This is a genomic window from Micromonospora sp. NPDC050695 (assembly GCF_040654415.1).
GTDB lineage: Bacteria > Actinomycetota > Actinomycetes > Mycobacteriales > Micromonosporaceae > Micromonospora.
In genome coordinates this window covers 75,346-89,527 of the sequence record NZ_JBFAHZ010000014.1, presented here as the reverse complement: position 1 = coordinate 89,527, position 14,182 = coordinate 75,346, and the positions used below count along the sequence as shown (strand labels likewise).

The following is a 14,182-nucleotide window of genomic DNA, read 5'->3' as shown; positions in this document are numbered from 1 at the left end:
CTGTCCGAGCCCGCGCAGGGTCACCACAGGCCCGCAACCGCTAAGGAGAGCCCATGAGCAACAGGTTCGAGTCCGACTCGGTCATTCCGTCCGTAACGGAAACCCTGCGCATGCAGGACCAGGAGCAGCGAGACAAGGCCGCCGGTATCGAGACCCCGGCGTCCCGACTCACCGCGCAGAAGATCGCCGAGCAGAACAACAAGCGCTGACCTTCCGAACAGCCGACATCGAAGGAGCACCAATGCAGATCACCGAAACGAAAACCACCCACCCCACCGACGGCTCGCCCCGCTGGATTGTTGCCGGACCCGCCGGGCAGGTCGTCTACGACGTGCTCGGCAACCACCTGGCGCTGATCTACCCGGACGGGGAGGTGGACGCGATGGGCAAGGAGTACGCCGACGAGGCCCGCAACGTCTCCGAGTACTTCGACGACAACACGGTGTTTCGGCTGCTCGGCGACCACTACGACAAGGTGCTGTCGAGGCGGGGCGGGAGCCGCTGACCTGTACGTGAGCCTGCGGGGCCGGACCTTGCTTTCCCGGCCCGCGCAGGGTCTTCACAGACCAGCACCGACGGATAGGGAGAGCGCCAATGCATTTCAAGCGATACCGCGACCTGCTCAGCGGCGATCAGGTGGTGACCAAGGACGGTGCCTGGGACCGGGTCCACGGTGTGAATCACGAGGACGGACCCCCGGGGAAGGTGCTCGTCACCACGGACCGTGAGTACCGCGTCGAGCACGACGCCAACGCGACCGTGGAAGTGGTCTGACTGATGTTCGCCCCAAGCGACCCGCCCCGGCCGATGCCCACCCCGTGGCCGCCCGGCGGCGGACACATCTGAACGAAGGGAGAACCGTCATGGGTTTGTTCAGCCGCACCCCGCAGCCGGAGCCGGTACGTCGGGACACCGTCATGAACCTGATCAAGCTGGGGATGGCGGAGACGGACGCCGCCGACCGTGACATCGACAGCACCGACTTCGACCAGGCGAAGGAACGCTTCGAGCTGGCGATGCGCGACGCCACCCCGGCGGAAACCACCGCCGCCTTCGACGCGCTACGCAGGCACGGCTACTGATGGGCCGCACCTACACGCACCCGAGCGTCCTTGCCGGCATCGCAGCCGGGGCGTCCTGGGCTGACCCGGAGATGGACCCGACCCGCATCGACTGGGCTGAGCGTCAGCGCCGGGCCGCGATCCCGTTCCCGGTCGTCGACGGCCGTCCGGTCAACCCATACGCGCCGACCGGCATCCGCTACGGCCGAAACGAGTTGGGCCACTGGGGTGAGGCTCAGGCCGCCGACGCCATCGTCATGGCGACCACCTTGCACGGGTGGCGGTGGCTGGTCATGGTCGAGCGCGACGACAACCACGGGTGGGCGCTGCCCGGCGGGCACATCGACCCCGGAGAGACAGCCCTGGCCGCCGCGGTGCGGGAGTTGGCCGAGGAAACCGGCCTGACCATCGACCCCGACCGGGAGCCGTACGAGGTGCTGCCGGCCCGGTACGTGCCCGACCCGCGCGCCTCCGATGAGGCGTGGATGGTCACCACCCCAGTCGTGTTCGACATGGGCACTTACGTGGGCGCGTTGCCGGACGTGACGGGCATGGACGACGCCCGGCGCGCCGTGTGGGTGCCCGCCGCCGACTACCGGGCGCTCACCCGGCACCTGGACATCAGCTACGGCGGCACCGTGTTCGCCGCCCACCGCGACCTGCTCAGCGACCTGCTGGGCTGAATCCGCCGATCCCGGCGCAACCGAATGGAGCACCGCATGGCCAACCAGACGCCCACCAGCCCGACCACCAGCAACCCGCTGGGTGACCTGTCGATCCGCACCCAGCAGAAGATCGGCGCGGCTAACGCGTCGGCTAGCGCCAGCAGCAACCGCAAGTAGCTGTACGCGGGGGCGGCCAACTTGTTCAGGGCGGGCCGCCCCCGCTGGACCCCAACCACGGAATCCACACCCGGCCAGGAGCACCACCTCCACGGCCGGGCCAGTCAACCCCCGAAGGAGGCCGACCATGGCCATGTTCTCGCAGAAGGCACGCGATTTCCAGGACGCGCAGGCGTACGCCAAAGCCAATCCGGGTAGCGCCGCAGGCCGTCGGGCTCTCGCCGACGCTGCGCAGGCGTTGCGGCAGTCGCCGGAGGTTGCGCAGGCGCGCGACGCTCACCGCCGGCAGGCGCAGCAAACCCCGACCGGGCAGAGCCGGTGAGCGCCCCGCAGCGCGTCGACCCGGCGCGGATCCGCCGAGCCAACCGGGCGCAAACCGTCGCCAACATCGCCACCGCCGTCATCTGGGCGGGCCTCGCCCTGATGGTCGCTGGCCTACTCGCGAACGCCGGCGCCATCAGCGGCAAGTGGATTCCGGCGGCTCCGCTCGGAATGCTGGTCATGCTGCCCTCGTTCGTCGTGTCGCTACTGGCCGGGCAGCTCGCCGACCGGTACCGGCAGCCGGTCAACGATGGCGAGGGCGAGCAGTGAGCAGCCAAAACGCCGACATCCACGCGTACGTCGTCAACCGGGCGCGGGAGGCCCGGCTGGCGCAGATGGCCGAAGCGCAGCGCCTGGCCGAGAAGCGCAACGCTGATCGGGCGGCACGTCAGGCGGCAAGATGAGCCGCCTGTTCGTCACCAACGACGCCAGCGCCGCCACGGCTGAACTGGTGGTCGACGACGACGGCAACTGGTCGGGGCGCTGCGACGCCAACGACTGGCGGTCGGAGTCGGGCCGCTGGTACGAGCTGCGGGACCTGGTCGAAGAGGCTGGCACCCACATGGATCAGGCGCACCGATGACCGCGGGCGAGCAGATCGCGGGGGTGTCCACATACGGCCGCCCCCGCCGCCGGCCGATCGTCGCACCACCCGAGCCGGTACCGACCGTCTGCCTAGTGTGCCTCACCGACCTGGCCGTCACCCAGTCATGCCCGCAGAACTGCCTCACCAGGAAGGACAACCAGCGATGACGCCACCCCTGCTCAACGCCGTCAAGCCGACCATTCACCACCGGCGGCTGCCGACCACCGTCGGCCGCACGAGCCCGCCCACGATCGTCAGGAGTTCCCCCATGCCCGCCAGTGCCACGTCCAAGCTGCCCGTTGATCCGCGTAAGGCGGCGGCTGGGGTGCAGGTCGGTGATCCGCTGATCGTTGATGTGGACGGGCACGGGTCCGGGTGGGCGATCATCGCCGTGTACTCGGACGCGTACGACCTGTACCGGAACGGCCGTGACCTGTTCGCGGTGCCGCACCACCTCGTGCACCAGGTCCGCTAGGAGGGCTGCCCATGCCGCTGCGACCGCATCACACCCTGTGTTGGATCGTCACCGCCGACCACCTGTGTGGGGACACGCAGGATTTTCACTCCGACGATGTGGACCGGTTCTTGCCGATCATCGCCGAAGTGTGGGCGCGGTTCCCGGACCGGGATCCGCTGGTGCCGTGGCAGCACGACGGGCGGTGTCTGCTGGTGGTGTGCCGGTGGTGTGGTGTGGCGGTGGGGGATGGGGATCATTTCGCCGACGCGGAGCATGCGTGGGCTGCGGCGGAGGAGGGCGGCTGGCTGGGGGATGTGTGCCCGTTCTGCCGGCCAGCGAACACGCCGGAATGATTACCCATGAGTGTTGACACAGTCATGACCCACGGGTAATGTTTGGGGTGTCGGAAACGACGCCAAACAACTCCACAGCGGACCCGCGCGAGCGGGACATGGGGCCTCCCCAGCGCCAAGGGCGCGAAGGGACGCGAGCACACACACCCAACCCAGGGAGGCGCCCATGTCCATCACCATCACCCCCGCCGCCACGCAGGCGCCCACGGTCAACATGGCCAACGGCAACGCCGCCCAGGTTTTCGACCTGCTCGGCCTCACCTACGACGGCGACTGGGGAACCACCACCGGCCAGGACTTCCTCGGCCGCGTACTGCTCGCACTCGCCTTCCTCAGCGAAGCCACCGGCGACAACGAGGGTCGACCCGCTGTGGTCGACGGCAACTGGGTCGAATGCGGGCGGCGCCCCGGCTACCTAGCCGAACGGCTCACCGACCTGCACGACCTGGCCGTTTGGGCGTGCGCGAACGGTGCGGACGTCGAGTGGTTCTAACCGTCCCGACGCGCGGGTCCGCTGTCCAGAAATCAACCACCCGGAAGGGGCGCAACCATGAGCGACGGCCAGGTCACCGCAGACCAGCTCGCACAGCTCGTGCGGGAACTACCTGCCGGCACCTACACGCTGTGGGGTGTGGAGTACGAAGGGCTCCGCGGCACTCACGTCACCGTCGCCCGTGACGGGCGCTGTGGTGGTGCGTCGACCCGCGAGGCCGCTGAGCGTGATCTGGCCGAGCTGACGAGCTGGCGGAAGGTGCCCGCTCGTGTTGTGTCCCGCACTGTCGTTGTCAGTGACGGCGGGTGGCAGTGATGGCACTGACGCCGGTGGGCGGTGACGAGAGTTCCCGGCTGACCACCGTTGAGGCGTACGCGGCCGATGAGCTGCGCCGGCATGTCCTGCGCGTCGCGGATCGGCTCGCTGAGCTTGCCGTCACGGTGCGGCGGTCTGCCCTGGATTTGGACCGCGCAGACGATGCGGCCCGGGTCCGCTATGCGGGCGTTGCTCATCGGGTACAACACGAGGTCATCACGGCCGTCATGAACCTGCACATGGGTTCGCTAATTACGGCTGCGGCGGAGGCTGATGTTGCACGAGCGAAGGGAGAGTGATGTGGCTGACATCAGCGCGGTTGACCGGGTGCGGGTTGCGCACGCCTGCGAGGACTACGCGGGGAGTTGGGCTTGCAATCCGGCGACTGGCGGTTCGGTTGGCTCGGTGGGCCGGTATGTGGCTGAGGGCAACCTGGCGAAGTTGTGCGACCGGTGCGGGTTCAAGACGGTCTGGGCTGCGGTTCGTGGGCACCTGGACGCCCATCCGGAGATCCTTGCCGCTGGTCGACTCACTGACGCCCAACGTGCGGAGCGTCAGGCGGGGCGCGATGCGGACTCTGCCGCGCTGCTCGCTGATGCTGAGGTGCCGTTCCGTGAGGGTCGGTGGGATGAGGCGTTGGCGCTGGTTGACCGCGCCGAGTTGGCGTCGCCGGGGCATGCCCAGTTCGACCGGTACCGGGAGATTGTGCGGTCGAAGATGACCGACTCGGTTGCGGCCGAAACGACCTGATCAACACATACCCTAGGGCAATGGAGAAGAGGCCGATGGACACGAACGAGTTGGCACGGATGATCGCCGGGTTGCCGAAGAAGCCGCCGATTGAGCGGGCTCGCCTTGCCCGGGACTTGGTGGATGAGGCGAAGCGCCTGCTGTCGACGTTGGCTGATGAGGCGATCGAGGAGGCGACGCGTTCGGAGTCGTATGCCTCGGTGGCGGAAAAGTTGGGCAAGACGGTGGCGACGGTGAACAAGGCGGTGTCTCGGCATCGGAATCCGGGGATGCGCGACCGCAAAAAGTGATTACCCAAGAGTGTTGACTTGGGCCATGACCCTTGGGTAATGTTTGTGGTGTCAGGGACACCAACCCGAGGGAGTTAAGATGCAGGCCAACACGAAGTACGCCGAGGCCCTGGCCCACGACATCGCCGACACCCTTAACGGCCCGCTCGGCGAGAACTACGCCCGCGCCGCGTACGACCACGACGCCGGCACCTGGGCGGTCAGCGTCACCCACCGGGGCAACCGGTACGACCTGCTCATGCCCGCCCCCGGTGCCCGGTACGGCCTGTTCCGCAACGAAGCGTGGTTGGGCGGCGTCAACCTCACCGCCGACGCGACCCCGGCTGAGGTGACGGTTGCCCTGCTGCGGCGCATCGGCGAGCAGGTTCCGACGCCGGTCGACTTCCGCGCCCGCCTCGCCGCCACCCCTTTCAACTCCTGATCGGAGCGCACACCATGCAGCCCAAGTCCACCAAGCACGACTGCACCGTCTGCGGGTTCACGTTCAGCGGCGGTCGGGTGCAGATCATCGGCGGGAAGGCGTACTGCTACGACGACGCACCCACCACCGACGCGGACCGCTACGCCCGCGCCTTCACCGCCCTCATCAACAACCGCTGACCGGAAAGGCCAACAGTCATGAGCGACACGACCGCCCGCAGCATCATCGATCAGATGAAGGACGCCGCCTACGAGCGAGAGAACGAGCAGCGCAAAGTCGAGCACGCCGTTGCAGAGATCGTTCTCGGCAAGAACCCGGGCGGCCGGAAGCGGGTCACCGCCGTCATCCCGCTCGGAGACGACCACCTCGTGGAGCTGAGCGTTGAGGGCAATGTTTGGTGGACGTTCGTCGCCAACGACATGCGCGGCAGCAGGTACCACTTCACGCAGGAGCAGGCGATCCTGCACCTGATCGCCACCCGCTACGACCACAACCCGGACACCAGCTACGCGATGGCTATTGCCGCCGGCCGCGTTCTCGACATCCCTACCACAACCGCCGGCAACTGAGCGCACCGCCGGTCGGCCGCCGAAGGCCGCAAGCCCGGACGTCATGGTCCGGACCGGCGACAACACCAAAACCCCGACCAGCAGCAGGGAGCCCCGACATGAACACCTTCCCGACCAAGTCGGCCGCCGACCTCACCCCCGGCGACGTAGTCAAAATCGCCGTCGGCGACTGGCGAACCGTCGCCATCGTTGCCACCGAGGCCGGCACTGTTCGGGTGTGGTGGAGCGGGCACATCAACAGCACCACGTTCCCCACCGACCAGATGTTGACCCTCGCCCAGCCCCTCTACGCCTGACTGACCCCCACCGGACACGCATCCGGCTACGAGCAGCAGGGAGCCCCGAGATGGCCACCTACTTCACCACCGCCGACGTCCTCAATGCCATCGGCGACGGGCACGTCACCGTCGACCAGCTCGCCGACCACTTCGGCGTGCCCGCCGCCTCCTACAACCTGCGCGCCGACCTCCGGAACCTCACCGCCGCTGGCTGCCTCACCGCAGCCGGCCCGGACGGGGCGCGGGTGTTCACGGTCGCCGACCCGGACCTGTCCCGCCTGCCCACCGACGACTACCGCTGAACAGGGAGAACCGACATGCCCACGACCAGGCGCAGCGAATCCTCGAAGCCGACAAGGTGGAATGACATGCCCAGACCGCACCGAACCGCGCTGATGCGCGTCGGCACCGTCATCGAGGAACACGACGGCACCACCTACAAGAAGACCGTCGAATCCCGGCGTGACCCCTTCCCGTGGGTCGCCGGGGACGGCGGCGAGTACGGGGATGAGCGGATGGCGCACCTGCTCGACGATGGCGCACAGGTGGTGGAGGAACACTCCTGCCGCAACTGCGAGGGCGTCGACCCGGCGTCGTGCCCGTTCGACACGAAGGGGGATGGCCGTGACTGACCGCAGCATCATCGACCAGGCCGCCGACATCATCGAGCCGCACCTCGCCGGCACGTTCAAGCTGCGGCAACGCGCCGAGATGAACGCCCGAACCCTGTCCACCTCGGGTCTGCTCGACGGCGGGTGGGCGAAGCCGCAGCCCGGCCTGAGCTTTCGGGAGCAGGCGGTGAACGTGTTGCAGTGCCAGCAGGAGTGGAAGACCGCCGAGAACATCGCCGCCGAGCTGGACGCGGCCGGACTACTGAAAGGGGCCAACCGTGGCTGACCAAAATCCCGCCGGGATGATCCGCCTTCCCGGCCACCCTGGCTTCGCTGGCGAGAACTGGCACTACACCGATCCGATCGGCAACACCGCCGAGATCACCGTGCAGCCCAACGCGCTTGTGTCAATCTCCACGGACGGTCAGGACAGCGGGTCCGTGGTTGCTCACTTCACGCCTGGCGCGTTGCGGTGGCTTGCCAATCTCGGCCAGCGGGTCAGCGAGGAGGCCGGCCGTGGCTGACCGAACTGTCACCCGCAACGAAGACCTGACCATGCCGAGCGTGCCGCCCTCAACGTGTGGACGTCCGGGTCGGCTCCCCGTGTACACGATTACGTCCGAGCAGGAACAGGATGCGATGTGAACCGGCAACGACAGTCGTTCGGGCGGGCACTACTGCACGCCCTCGCCGACCCGTACGGCTACCTCACCGGCGGCACCACAACCACCACCAACACGTACCTCGACCTTGACGCGCCGCAGATGCCCGCCACCAGCAAGGCCGGCACAGTGACCTTCACCCCCGAGCAGATCGAGGTCACCTACCACGGTGCGCGGTTCCGGCAGATGGAAATCAGCGGCCCGGCCAATGGGCACGAACAGTTCAACATCATCCGCCGATTCGACCGGGAACGGGACGTGCCAGAGTGGGCGCGCAAGTACCTTGGGGAGGATATGACGTGAAGACGTACACCACCGTCACCAACGCCAGCGATGTCACCGACGAAATCCTCGACGCAGCCACCAGCATCTACGACGGATGGCACTCCGGCGACAACCGGATCCGCTGGGATGACCTGATCGACCGGCTCGACGGTTCGCCGCTTGCGGACGGAACATCGATCGACCTTGGCAACGACATGGCGTCGGCGGCCATCAAAAAGATCAAGCAGCATGTGTCGGCCTACCGCAAGTCGTAGCCCGCGTAGCCCGCGCGAAGCCGCCCACCCCAAGCATCGACAGAGGGTGGGCGGCTTCGTCGTCACACCGCCTGTTCCGGGAGGCTGAACCCTTCTCGCAGCAGCCAGTTGTCCAGCGCATCCCCACCCTGCTTGTCGAGCAGCGACGCCACGTAGCTGCCAGGGCGGTCGATCGGGTTCTCTGACCGCTGCCGCAGCGCGTCGTAGACGGCGTTCGTCGGGAAGGTGCCCCGGTTCCAGTGCTTGACGCCCTGCGAAATGATCTGCTCGCCGAGTGTGGCCCGGAAGTCGTCGCGGTCGTTGAGGTACCAGTTCCCTCGCTGATGCGGGATCGCAGGCTGTTCGTCAACGGCAGCGGGTTGTAAATCTGTGTCTCCCGCCCCGAAGGGAGCGAAGCGAGTGGAGGGGGAGCGATTCTCTTCTGTGCAGGGTCGATCTAGTTCACCTTGATCTAGTTGTGGTTCTTCTAGTTCGTGTGCGCTCTGGCTCACTAGGGTGGTGTGCTCCAGCGCACTAGGGGTGGTGTGCTGTGGCGCACTACCCCCGGAGGTGCTTTCCTTCGGCCAGGAGACGCACAGCAGCGTGTACCGGTTGGTGTCGTTGACGTTCTTCCGCTCGTTGCGGCGGCACTCTTTCTCGACCAAGCCAGCGTCGGTCAGCTCCACGATGTACCGGTCAACGGCGCGGGCGTTCTTGAGGTTCATCCGCTTGGCGAGGTTGGCTCGGGACGGCCACACGTGGGCGTCGCCGCGTCCGTAGTTGATGTGCGTCAGCAGCAGCGCGTACACGTAGGCCGCGTTGATGGTCAGCGTCCCGGACGCTACGAGGTCGAGCAGTTCGACGGGGAGCCGGACGTGTAGGTCCGGGGGTGGGGTGGCGGTCATCGCACACCACCGGGTCGCACAGACGTGCTGGCAAGGTAGGCTTGTACCTTGAACATGGGTCGCCTCCACGCGGCGATCAAGAGCCCGGCCGGTGCGTCCAACACCGCGTCCGGGCTCGATTCTTTGTTGAGCTGTCGCCGTCTATCTTACCCGGCGTCCGGATCTTGCTGACCAGCGCCGATGCCTGCTCTGCTAGCCTGATCGTGCAGGGCGCTTCCCGGGATGTGCGCTCCGCACCGCCTTAGGGCCCGCCTCGTGCGGGCCCTTCGTGCTATCCGGGCATCGCCCGCCCGGTCTACCCTGGTCGCAGGCTCCGCTTTCACTACCGGGAAACCGCACGGCCGAAAGCGACAGCGGGAGAAATCGTCGACCAGGGCGAGAGGTGCGTTCCCGCCGAGGTAGGAGGGGTCTACCGGCACGACGAAGCCCCGGCCGTTTCCGGTCCGGGGCTTTCGTGGTTGCCACGCAACCCGTGTCGCAACGGCAGTCTACGGCAGCAGCACGTCTCGCCACCGCCACGCCAACTCCAGGCACCCGGCCCCGGCCGGCGCGACCGACCCGGAGTCGAGCAGCCCGCGCACCCCGGCCTCCGTGAACGCGAACCGCTCGCCCTCGATCTGGCCTTCGTCGTTGCGCTCCACGAAGTCCGCCGCGAGCCGATCGAACACGTCGGCGTCGACCACCAGCACCGTCAGGATCTCCCCAACCAAGGTAAGCGCATCCAGGGCAACCCCAAGGCAATGCACCGACAGGCGTCCGTCAGCGCGCGCCTGGTCGAGCACCGCGAACGGACCGCTGCCGTAGTCGACCGGACGCCCGTGCCCATCGCACTCCGGCATGCCCAACAACTCTTCGGAAAACTCTCGCTGGATGTTGCGCCACAGAGAGAAGTCGGCCGCCCGCGCCGCCGGCAGGATGCTCGACGGCTGGAAGATGCCCGACGGGATCACCTGCAACATGCCCCCAGCGGCAGCCACCGCACGAGGGTCACGCCGGTGCATCAGGAACTCGGCCCGGTCCCCGTCACGGCGGATCGTCAACGTCGAGATGGCCGGCATCACCGGGCGGCGGCCGAAGTTGAACGGCGACCCGATCAGCTTCCGGTACGGCAGGTCACGCATGTGCGGGTGCGCCGCCGCCTGCCCGTCCGCGTCCAACGCGACGTACGCCAGCTCGTGGGCCACCGGCTCGAACACATCCACCGCCGAGAAGTAGGTGGTGTCCGCGAAACCCATCGAACCCGCGCCCGGCGACCAGTCAACCCCCGTCAACCGCCACGACACCCTGTCCTCAAACAGGCGCGGCGGCGCCAAGTCCCGAACAGCCCGGGTGTACCGGTCGTACGAGCGGGTGAGCGTCTGGTCCGGTAGCGACCGGGCGGCTTCCCGTTCCGTCCCGTCCAACGCCGGTTCGGGTGCGCCCGGCACTTCGACAAGGCTGATGTCCGCCAGGTCCACGGGCGCGTCGGGGATCCAACCCGGGCCGGCAATCAGCCCAGTGCCGCCCAGGCGGTGATCCGGGTACAAGTCGGCCGCCACCTGCGACAGGCTGTGCCGGCTGCTGTTCAGCAGCGCGCGGGTGCGCCGCCACTCATCCTGCGACTTGACCACCCGCGGATCCTGCTCAACGTCAGTCATGAAGTCCTCTGCGCTCGACCGTTGACGGGGAACCGACGCGACGGGCGAGGGCTGGATGCCGAGTTCCTGCACAGACGACACCCCCAACACCTGCGCCAGAGCGCGCCGGGTCTTCGGGACCGGAACAACAACACCCCGCTCCCACCGGGACACCTGCCCAACCGTGACAGGCGGGCCAAGCCGGTCCGCCACCTCCTGCTGGCTGAGTGAAGCCCGCTCGCGTAGCTCGGCGAGCCGGTTCGGTGGTGCCTCGGTGCTGGTCATGGTTGCCGCCCCCGGGTGGTCAGCGCATTGACGTGCTGTTGCCAGCGTATGGGCAGCCAGTGATCAACGCCCATGAGCTGCCCACGCGATGCCGTTCCGGTGCTGTGCTGCCCGGAACAGGCTGGGGTCATCAGCAGGGCAGGCAGTCATCAGGAGGTGGAGGAGTGCGTCAGGTCGGATCTTCGGACTCGCCATGGAACACGCGGCGCCGCTCGTCGAGCAGCCGCAGCACGTCCACGGGGTTGCACTCGCGTTGCGGCTTCTGGGGGGCTCCGGGGATCTTCCGATGCCCGATCACGCCCGCCTTCACGAGGCTGTGGACCTTCGTTCGGCCCATCCCGAGCAGGGTGGCGACAGCGCCAGTCTTCAACCACTCGCCAGCCCGCGCCCGTCGTTCAAGGTCGGCGACCTCGTCCTGTGGGCGCTCGGCGCGCTGTTCGTCCCCCATCACCACTGCTCTCAGCCGCTGGAATTTGCGGTGAGCGTACCCACCGTTCGAGGTGTTCGCGATCACCGCCGTGGCCATTGATGCCCTTCCGCTCCGATCGTGCTACTGTTCCATCTGTTCGCACTGCGCGAACTGTTCGCAAGTCTGACACAGGCAAGCCGATAACGCGAACAGCAGACAGGCCAAACAGGGGAGGCAAGACGTGACCGACACGGAGCGACTGGACCGCGAACTCGCGTCCCTGCGGGGGCTCGTGCGAGTCGTGTCCGCCCTCGCCTGGGCTGTCGCCCTACTGGTCATGATCTACGGGGTCCCGATCGTCTACCGGTACCTCGTCCACCACGGCGTCCCGAAAGAAACCGCCTGGATCCTCAGCCTCGCCGTAGACGGAGCCCTCGCCGTCGGACTCGTCGCCACCCCCATCCTTGCCCAACACGGAGTCAAATCCGGATGGGTTGGTGTCCTCCGCTGGGTCGCCGGATTCGCCACCTGGGCGCTCAACACCGCCGAATCGTGGTTCGCCACCAAGGGCCCCGACCTTGGCGGAGTGTTCTCCCACTCGTGGGGTCCGCTGATGATGTTCTTCGCCGTTGAGGCCGCCGCCTACTTCCAGCGGCAGATGGGCGAAGTCATCAACAAGAAGCGGACCGCCCTCGACGACGGTGCCGCGAGACGCGCCGCCGAGCTGGCCGAGCTGACCGCCCTCAAGGATCAGGTGCGTCGGCTCACCGTTGAGAAGGCGGACGTTGACCGCCGGGAACGCGAAGCCGTTGAGCGTGCTGCCGCTGTTGAGGCCGACGCGGAGCTTGAGATCGCCTCAACGAAGTCCACCAACGACGCCACGGTCGCCGCGTTGACTGCCGAGCGGGACGCGTTGCGCGCCGAAACGGTGACCCTCGAAGCCGCCCTCAACAACGCCGAAGAGAGGCACAACGCGGCACTCACTGAGACGCGCAACGCACTCAAGGCGAGGCACACCGAGGCGATGGCTCGACTGCGCGCCGAACTGTCAACAACGAACCTCAACGACTTCCGCTCAACGAAGGGTGGCGCCGGTGGCGGTTCAGGTCGCCGCGGTGCCGCCGGGGGTGTCATCAGCGACGAAGACGCAGTTCAGAAGCTTCTCGCCCACAACGGCAGCGCCGAGCATGAGTGGTCGCAGGCCGAGGTGCGGCGGGTCACCGGCGTCGGGTTTCCCCGCGCAAAAGAACTCATCAACGCGCTCGCCGAACACCACCGTAACGCCGCCGCGTTGAGAACCACCAGCCGTGAAACCGCCTCACCTGTTGAGGCTGCGGTGACCCTCACCGCCGACGACAAGGAGGACCACCAAGTTGCTTGACCTACCCGGCGAACCGGTGCTGTCCGTTGAGGCACAACGACACATTCGCTCCGACGCCGCAGCCCTGTTGCGCCACGTGTGGCGGAGCTTCCCGAAGACCCTGACCAAACCGGAGGAGGACCCCGATGAGCGTTGACCACCTACCCGCCCGCACCACGCTGGCGGCCACCAACCTGCCCGAGATCAACATCTACTTCGATGAGGCAACCAACCCGGGGGACACCCTCGACCACGCCAACATCCACGCCCACAAGGACTGGCGGCACATCGCATCCGAGTGGGTCGGCTTGGCTGCCGCGTTCACCGCCTCCGCCGCCGTCGGCGGGATGGCCACAAACACGCTGCTCGCTGTGTCCCACACCCTCGCCGTCATCACCGGCGCCCTCGTCGGGCTGCTCGTGTGGCTACTCGCCGAGAAGTACCGGGAGGGCCGCAAGTGGGTGTACGCCGAGTCCGACGAACCGCACGACGGTAGCCCCGCTCTGACCCCCTGACCAGTGCAAACGCGAGGAATTCGAACCGCTATGGCATCGAAAATCTATGAGATCAGCGTCTTCAAAGATCAGCGACAGGTGCGGGACATGCCTGCGTTCCTGGCTCCCGTCGACCTCGAAGACGGCGCGACGACCATGCGCACCCTCAACCAGCACCTGCTCGGTGCGGTGCTGCGCGCCAACGCGCACCGCACCGACATGCACCGCTTCCACCTGGAATTTCGTGACATTGATGCCGGTGGCAAGGGGCACGGCAAGGTGCTGTTCCGCTGGGTGATGCCCGCATCCGAGGGGGCGTGATGGCCGGGCGTTCAACAAAACCCGAGGTCAACCGGCACCAGTGGCATGAGCGGCGTGTCGCCGAGGCGCGCACCCCGAGGGAGAAGTTGTGGGCGCTGTGCCACTGGCTGGTGGCGGAGGCGTTCCACGCCGGACCCGACCAACTCCAGGCCGCGACCGTGATGGTCCGCGACCGGATCACCGAAATGACTGACGCCCGGAAGGAGGCGGCCCGATGACGACGACTGTCACCGAGCGTGAAATTCGATCCCCCCACAACGGGCGG

34 protein-coding genes are annotated in these 14,182 nt (G+C 67.3%); 31 read left to right on the top strand and 3 right to left on the bottom strand.

The window, feature by feature from the left end; genetic code table 11:
* Positions 1–53: 53 nt before the first annotated feature.
* The 27 genes from AB0H52_RS13970 to AB0H52_RS13840 all read left to right on the top strand — a co-directional run bounded on the left by AB0H52_RS13970 (position 54) and on the right by AB0H52_RS13840 (position 8,548).
* Positions 54–209 carry a hypothetical protein gene (locus AB0H52_RS13970; RefSeq protein ID WP_357947590.1) on the top strand — a complete coding sequence of 52 codons (156 nt, stop codon included), beginning with the start codon at positions 54–56 and terminating at the stop codon, positions 207–209.
* A 32-nt stretch (positions 210–241) separates the two neighbouring features.
* Positions 242–505, top strand: a complete 264-nt coding sequence (locus AB0H52_RS13965; RefSeq protein ID WP_357947587.1) for a hypothetical protein — start codon at positions 242–244, stop codon at positions 503–505.
* An 89-nt stretch (positions 506–594) separates the two neighbouring features.
* Complete coding sequence (locus AB0H52_RS13960) at positions 595–774, top strand: hypothetical protein (protein WP_357947584.1); 180 nt, start codon at positions 595–597, stop codon at positions 772–774.
* An 89-nt stretch (positions 775–863) separates the two neighbouring features.
* A complete protein-coding gene (locus tag AB0H52_RS13955) occupies positions 864–1,082 on the top strand; it encodes a hypothetical protein (RefSeq protein ID WP_357947581.1) in 219 nt (72 codons plus the stop codon).
* Positions 1,082–1,744 carry an NUDIX domain-containing protein gene (locus AB0H52_RS13950; RefSeq protein ID WP_357947578.1) on the top strand — a complete coding sequence of 221 codons (663 nt, stop codon included), beginning with the start codon at positions 1,082–1,084 and terminating at the stop codon, positions 1,742–1,744. The genes AB0H52_RS13955 and AB0H52_RS13950 overlap by 1 nt, the downstream gene beginning before the upstream one ends.
* A gap of 36 nt (positions 1,745–1,780) precedes the next feature.
* Positions 1,781–1,903, top strand: a complete 123-nt coding sequence (locus AB0H52_RS13945) for a hypothetical protein (protein ID WP_357947575.1) — start codon at positions 1,781–1,783, stop codon at positions 1,901–1,903.
* A gap of 127 nt (positions 1,904–2,030) precedes the next feature.
* On the top strand, positions 2,031–2,225 hold the full coding sequence (locus AB0H52_RS13940) for a hypothetical protein (RefSeq protein WP_357947572.1): 195 nt from the start codon (positions 2,031–2,033) through the stop codon (positions 2,223–2,225).
* Positions 2,222–2,494 (top strand): hypothetical protein, encoded by a 273-nt coding sequence (locus AB0H52_RS13935; RefSeq protein ID WP_357947569.1) that lies wholly within the window; start codon positions 2,222–2,224, stop codon positions 2,492–2,494. Before AB0H52_RS13940 ends, AB0H52_RS13935 begins: the two co-directional genes overlap by 4 nt.
* Positions 2,491–2,628: a hypothetical protein gene (locus tag AB0H52_RS13930; protein ID WP_357947566.1), complete on the top strand. Its 138-nt coding sequence runs from the start codon at positions 2,491–2,493 to the stop codon at positions 2,626–2,628. The genes AB0H52_RS13935 and AB0H52_RS13930 overlap by 4 nt, the downstream gene beginning before the upstream one ends.
* Positions 2,625–2,807: a hypothetical protein gene (locus AB0H52_RS13925; protein ID WP_357947563.1), complete on the top strand. Its 183-nt coding sequence runs from the start codon at positions 2,625–2,627 to the stop codon at positions 2,805–2,807. The genes AB0H52_RS13930 and AB0H52_RS13925 overlap by 4 nt, the downstream gene beginning before the upstream one ends.
* 166 nt (positions 2,808–2,973) lie before the next feature.
* Entirely contained in the window at positions 2,974–3,285 is a 312-nt protein-coding gene (locus AB0H52_RS13920) for a hypothetical protein (protein ID WP_357947560.1), read from the top strand.
* Between the two features lie 11 nt (positions 3,286–3,296).
* On the top strand, positions 3,297–3,620 hold the full coding sequence (locus tag AB0H52_RS13915; RefSeq protein ID WP_357947557.1) for a hypothetical protein: 324 nt from the start codon (positions 3,297–3,299) through the stop codon (positions 3,618–3,620).
* Between the two features lie 166 nt (positions 3,621–3,786).
* A complete protein-coding gene (locus AB0H52_RS13910) occupies positions 3,787–4,113 on the top strand; it encodes a hypothetical protein (RefSeq protein ID WP_357947554.1) in 327 nt (108 codons plus the stop codon).
* 57 nt (positions 4,114–4,170) lie between these two features.
* Positions 4,171–4,428 carry a hypothetical protein gene (locus AB0H52_RS13905; protein ID WP_357947552.1) on the top strand — a complete coding sequence of 86 codons (258 nt, stop codon included), beginning with the start codon at positions 4,171–4,173 and terminating at the stop codon, positions 4,426–4,428.
* Positions 4,428–4,727 (top strand): hypothetical protein, encoded by a 300-nt coding sequence (locus tag AB0H52_RS13900; RefSeq protein ID WP_357947549.1) that lies wholly within the window; start codon positions 4,428–4,430, stop codon positions 4,725–4,727. Before AB0H52_RS13905 ends, AB0H52_RS13900 begins: the two co-directional genes overlap by 1 nt.
* 1 nt (position 4,728) lies before the next feature.
* Positions 4,729–5,178 (top strand): hypothetical protein, encoded by a 450-nt coding sequence (locus tag AB0H52_RS13895; protein ID WP_357947546.1) that lies wholly within the window; start codon positions 4,729–4,731, stop codon positions 5,176–5,178.
* Between the two features lie 35 nt (positions 5,179–5,213).
* Positions 5,214–5,468 (top strand): hypothetical protein, encoded by a 255-nt coding sequence (locus AB0H52_RS13890; RefSeq protein WP_357947544.1) that lies wholly within the window; start codon positions 5,214–5,216, stop codon positions 5,466–5,468.
* A 79-nt stretch (positions 5,469–5,547) separates the two neighbouring features.
* Positions 5,548–5,889, top strand: coding sequence for a hypothetical protein (locus tag AB0H52_RS13885; protein ID WP_357947541.1), 342 nt, complete (start codon positions 5,548–5,550; stop codon positions 5,887–5,889).
* 14 nt (positions 5,890–5,903) lie between these two features.
* Positions 5,904–6,068, top strand: a complete 165-nt coding sequence (locus AB0H52_RS13880; RefSeq protein WP_357947538.1) for a hypothetical protein — start codon at positions 5,904–5,906, stop codon at positions 6,066–6,068.
* Positions 6,069–6,086: 18 nt separating this feature from the next.
* On the top strand, positions 6,087–6,458 hold the full coding sequence (locus tag AB0H52_RS13875; RefSeq protein ID WP_357947535.1) for a hypothetical protein: 372 nt from the start codon (positions 6,087–6,089) through the stop codon (positions 6,456–6,458).
* 98 nt (positions 6,459–6,556) lie between these two features.
* Entirely contained in the window at positions 6,557–6,754 is a 198-nt protein-coding gene (locus AB0H52_RS13870) for a hypothetical protein (protein WP_357947532.1), read from the top strand.
* Positions 6,755–6,804: 50 nt separating this feature from the next.
* Positions 6,805–7,038, top strand: coding sequence for a hypothetical protein (locus AB0H52_RS13865; protein WP_357947529.1), 234 nt, complete (start codon positions 6,805–6,807; stop codon positions 7,036–7,038).
* A gap of 66 nt (positions 7,039–7,104) precedes the next feature.
* Positions 7,105–7,368 (top strand): hypothetical protein, encoded by a 264-nt coding sequence (locus tag AB0H52_RS13860; RefSeq protein WP_357947527.1) that lies wholly within the window; start codon positions 7,105–7,107, stop codon positions 7,366–7,368.
* Positions 7,361–7,633, top strand: a complete 273-nt coding sequence (locus AB0H52_RS13855) for a hypothetical protein (RefSeq protein WP_357947524.1) — start codon at positions 7,361–7,363, stop codon at positions 7,631–7,633. Before AB0H52_RS13860 ends, AB0H52_RS13855 begins: the two co-directional genes overlap by 8 nt.
* A 16-nt stretch (positions 7,634–7,649) precedes the next feature.
* The gene (locus tag AB0H52_RS13850) at positions 7,650–7,871 is read left to right on the top strand and encodes a hypothetical protein (RefSeq protein ID WP_357947521.1); all 222 of its coding nucleotides are present in this window, start codon (positions 7,650–7,652) and stop codon (positions 7,869–7,871) included.
* Positions 7,872–7,988: 117 nt separating this feature from the next.
* A complete protein-coding gene (locus AB0H52_RS13845) occupies positions 7,989–8,312 on the top strand; it encodes a hypothetical protein (protein WP_357947518.1) in 324 nt (107 codons plus the stop codon).
* The gene (locus tag AB0H52_RS13840; protein WP_357947515.1) at positions 8,309–8,548 is read left to right on the top strand and encodes a hypothetical protein; all 240 of its coding nucleotides are present in this window, start codon (positions 8,309–8,311) and stop codon (positions 8,546–8,548) included. Before AB0H52_RS13845 ends, AB0H52_RS13840 begins: the two co-directional genes overlap by 4 nt.
* Positions 8,549–8,610: 62 nt before the next feature.
* Here AB0H52_RS13840 and AB0H52_RS13835 read toward each other — a convergent pair whose 3' ends face one another.
* From AB0H52_RS13835 to AB0H52_RS13825, 3 genes are all read right to left on the bottom strand, one after another.
* Positions 8,611–9,432 (bottom strand): hypothetical protein, encoded by an 822-nt coding sequence (locus tag AB0H52_RS13835; protein WP_357947512.1) that lies wholly within the window; start codon positions 9,430–9,432, stop codon positions 8,611–8,613.
* Positions 9,433–9,920: 488 nt separating this feature from the next.
* Positions 9,921–11,333, bottom strand: coding sequence for a helix-turn-helix transcriptional regulator (locus AB0H52_RS13830; protein WP_357947509.1), 1,413 nt, complete (start codon positions 11,331–11,333; stop codon positions 9,921–9,923).
* A gap of 169 nt (positions 11,334–11,502) precedes the next feature.
* The gene (locus AB0H52_RS13825) at positions 11,503–11,859 is read right to left on the bottom strand and encodes a hypothetical protein (protein ID WP_357947506.1); all 357 of its coding nucleotides are present in this window, start codon (positions 11,857–11,859) and stop codon (positions 11,503–11,505) included.
* A 124-nt stretch (positions 11,860–11,983) separates the two neighbouring features.
* On the opposite strand from AB0H52_RS13825, the gene AB0H52_RS13820 reads away from it, so the two are divergent.
* The 4 genes from AB0H52_RS13820 (at position 11,984) to AB0H52_RS13805 (ending at position 14,135) form a co-directional block, all read left to right on the top strand.
* On the top strand, positions 11,984–13,123 hold the full coding sequence (locus tag AB0H52_RS13820) for a hypothetical protein (RefSeq protein ID WP_357947503.1): 1,140 nt from the start codon (positions 11,984–11,986) through the stop codon (positions 13,121–13,123).
* Between the two features lie 125 nt (positions 13,124–13,248).
* A complete protein-coding gene (locus tag AB0H52_RS13815) occupies positions 13,249–13,617 on the top strand; it encodes a hypothetical protein (protein WP_357947500.1) in 369 nt (122 codons plus the stop codon).
* 30 nt (positions 13,618–13,647) lie between these two features.
* Positions 13,648–13,917, top strand: coding sequence for a hypothetical protein (locus AB0H52_RS13810; protein WP_357947497.1), 270 nt, complete (start codon positions 13,648–13,650; stop codon positions 13,915–13,917).
* Positions 13,917–14,135, top strand: coding sequence for a hypothetical protein (locus AB0H52_RS13805; RefSeq protein WP_357947494.1), 219 nt, complete (start codon positions 13,917–13,919; stop codon positions 14,133–14,135). Before AB0H52_RS13810 ends, AB0H52_RS13805 begins: the two co-directional genes overlap by 1 nt.
* Positions 14,136–14,182: the final 47 nt, after the last annotated feature.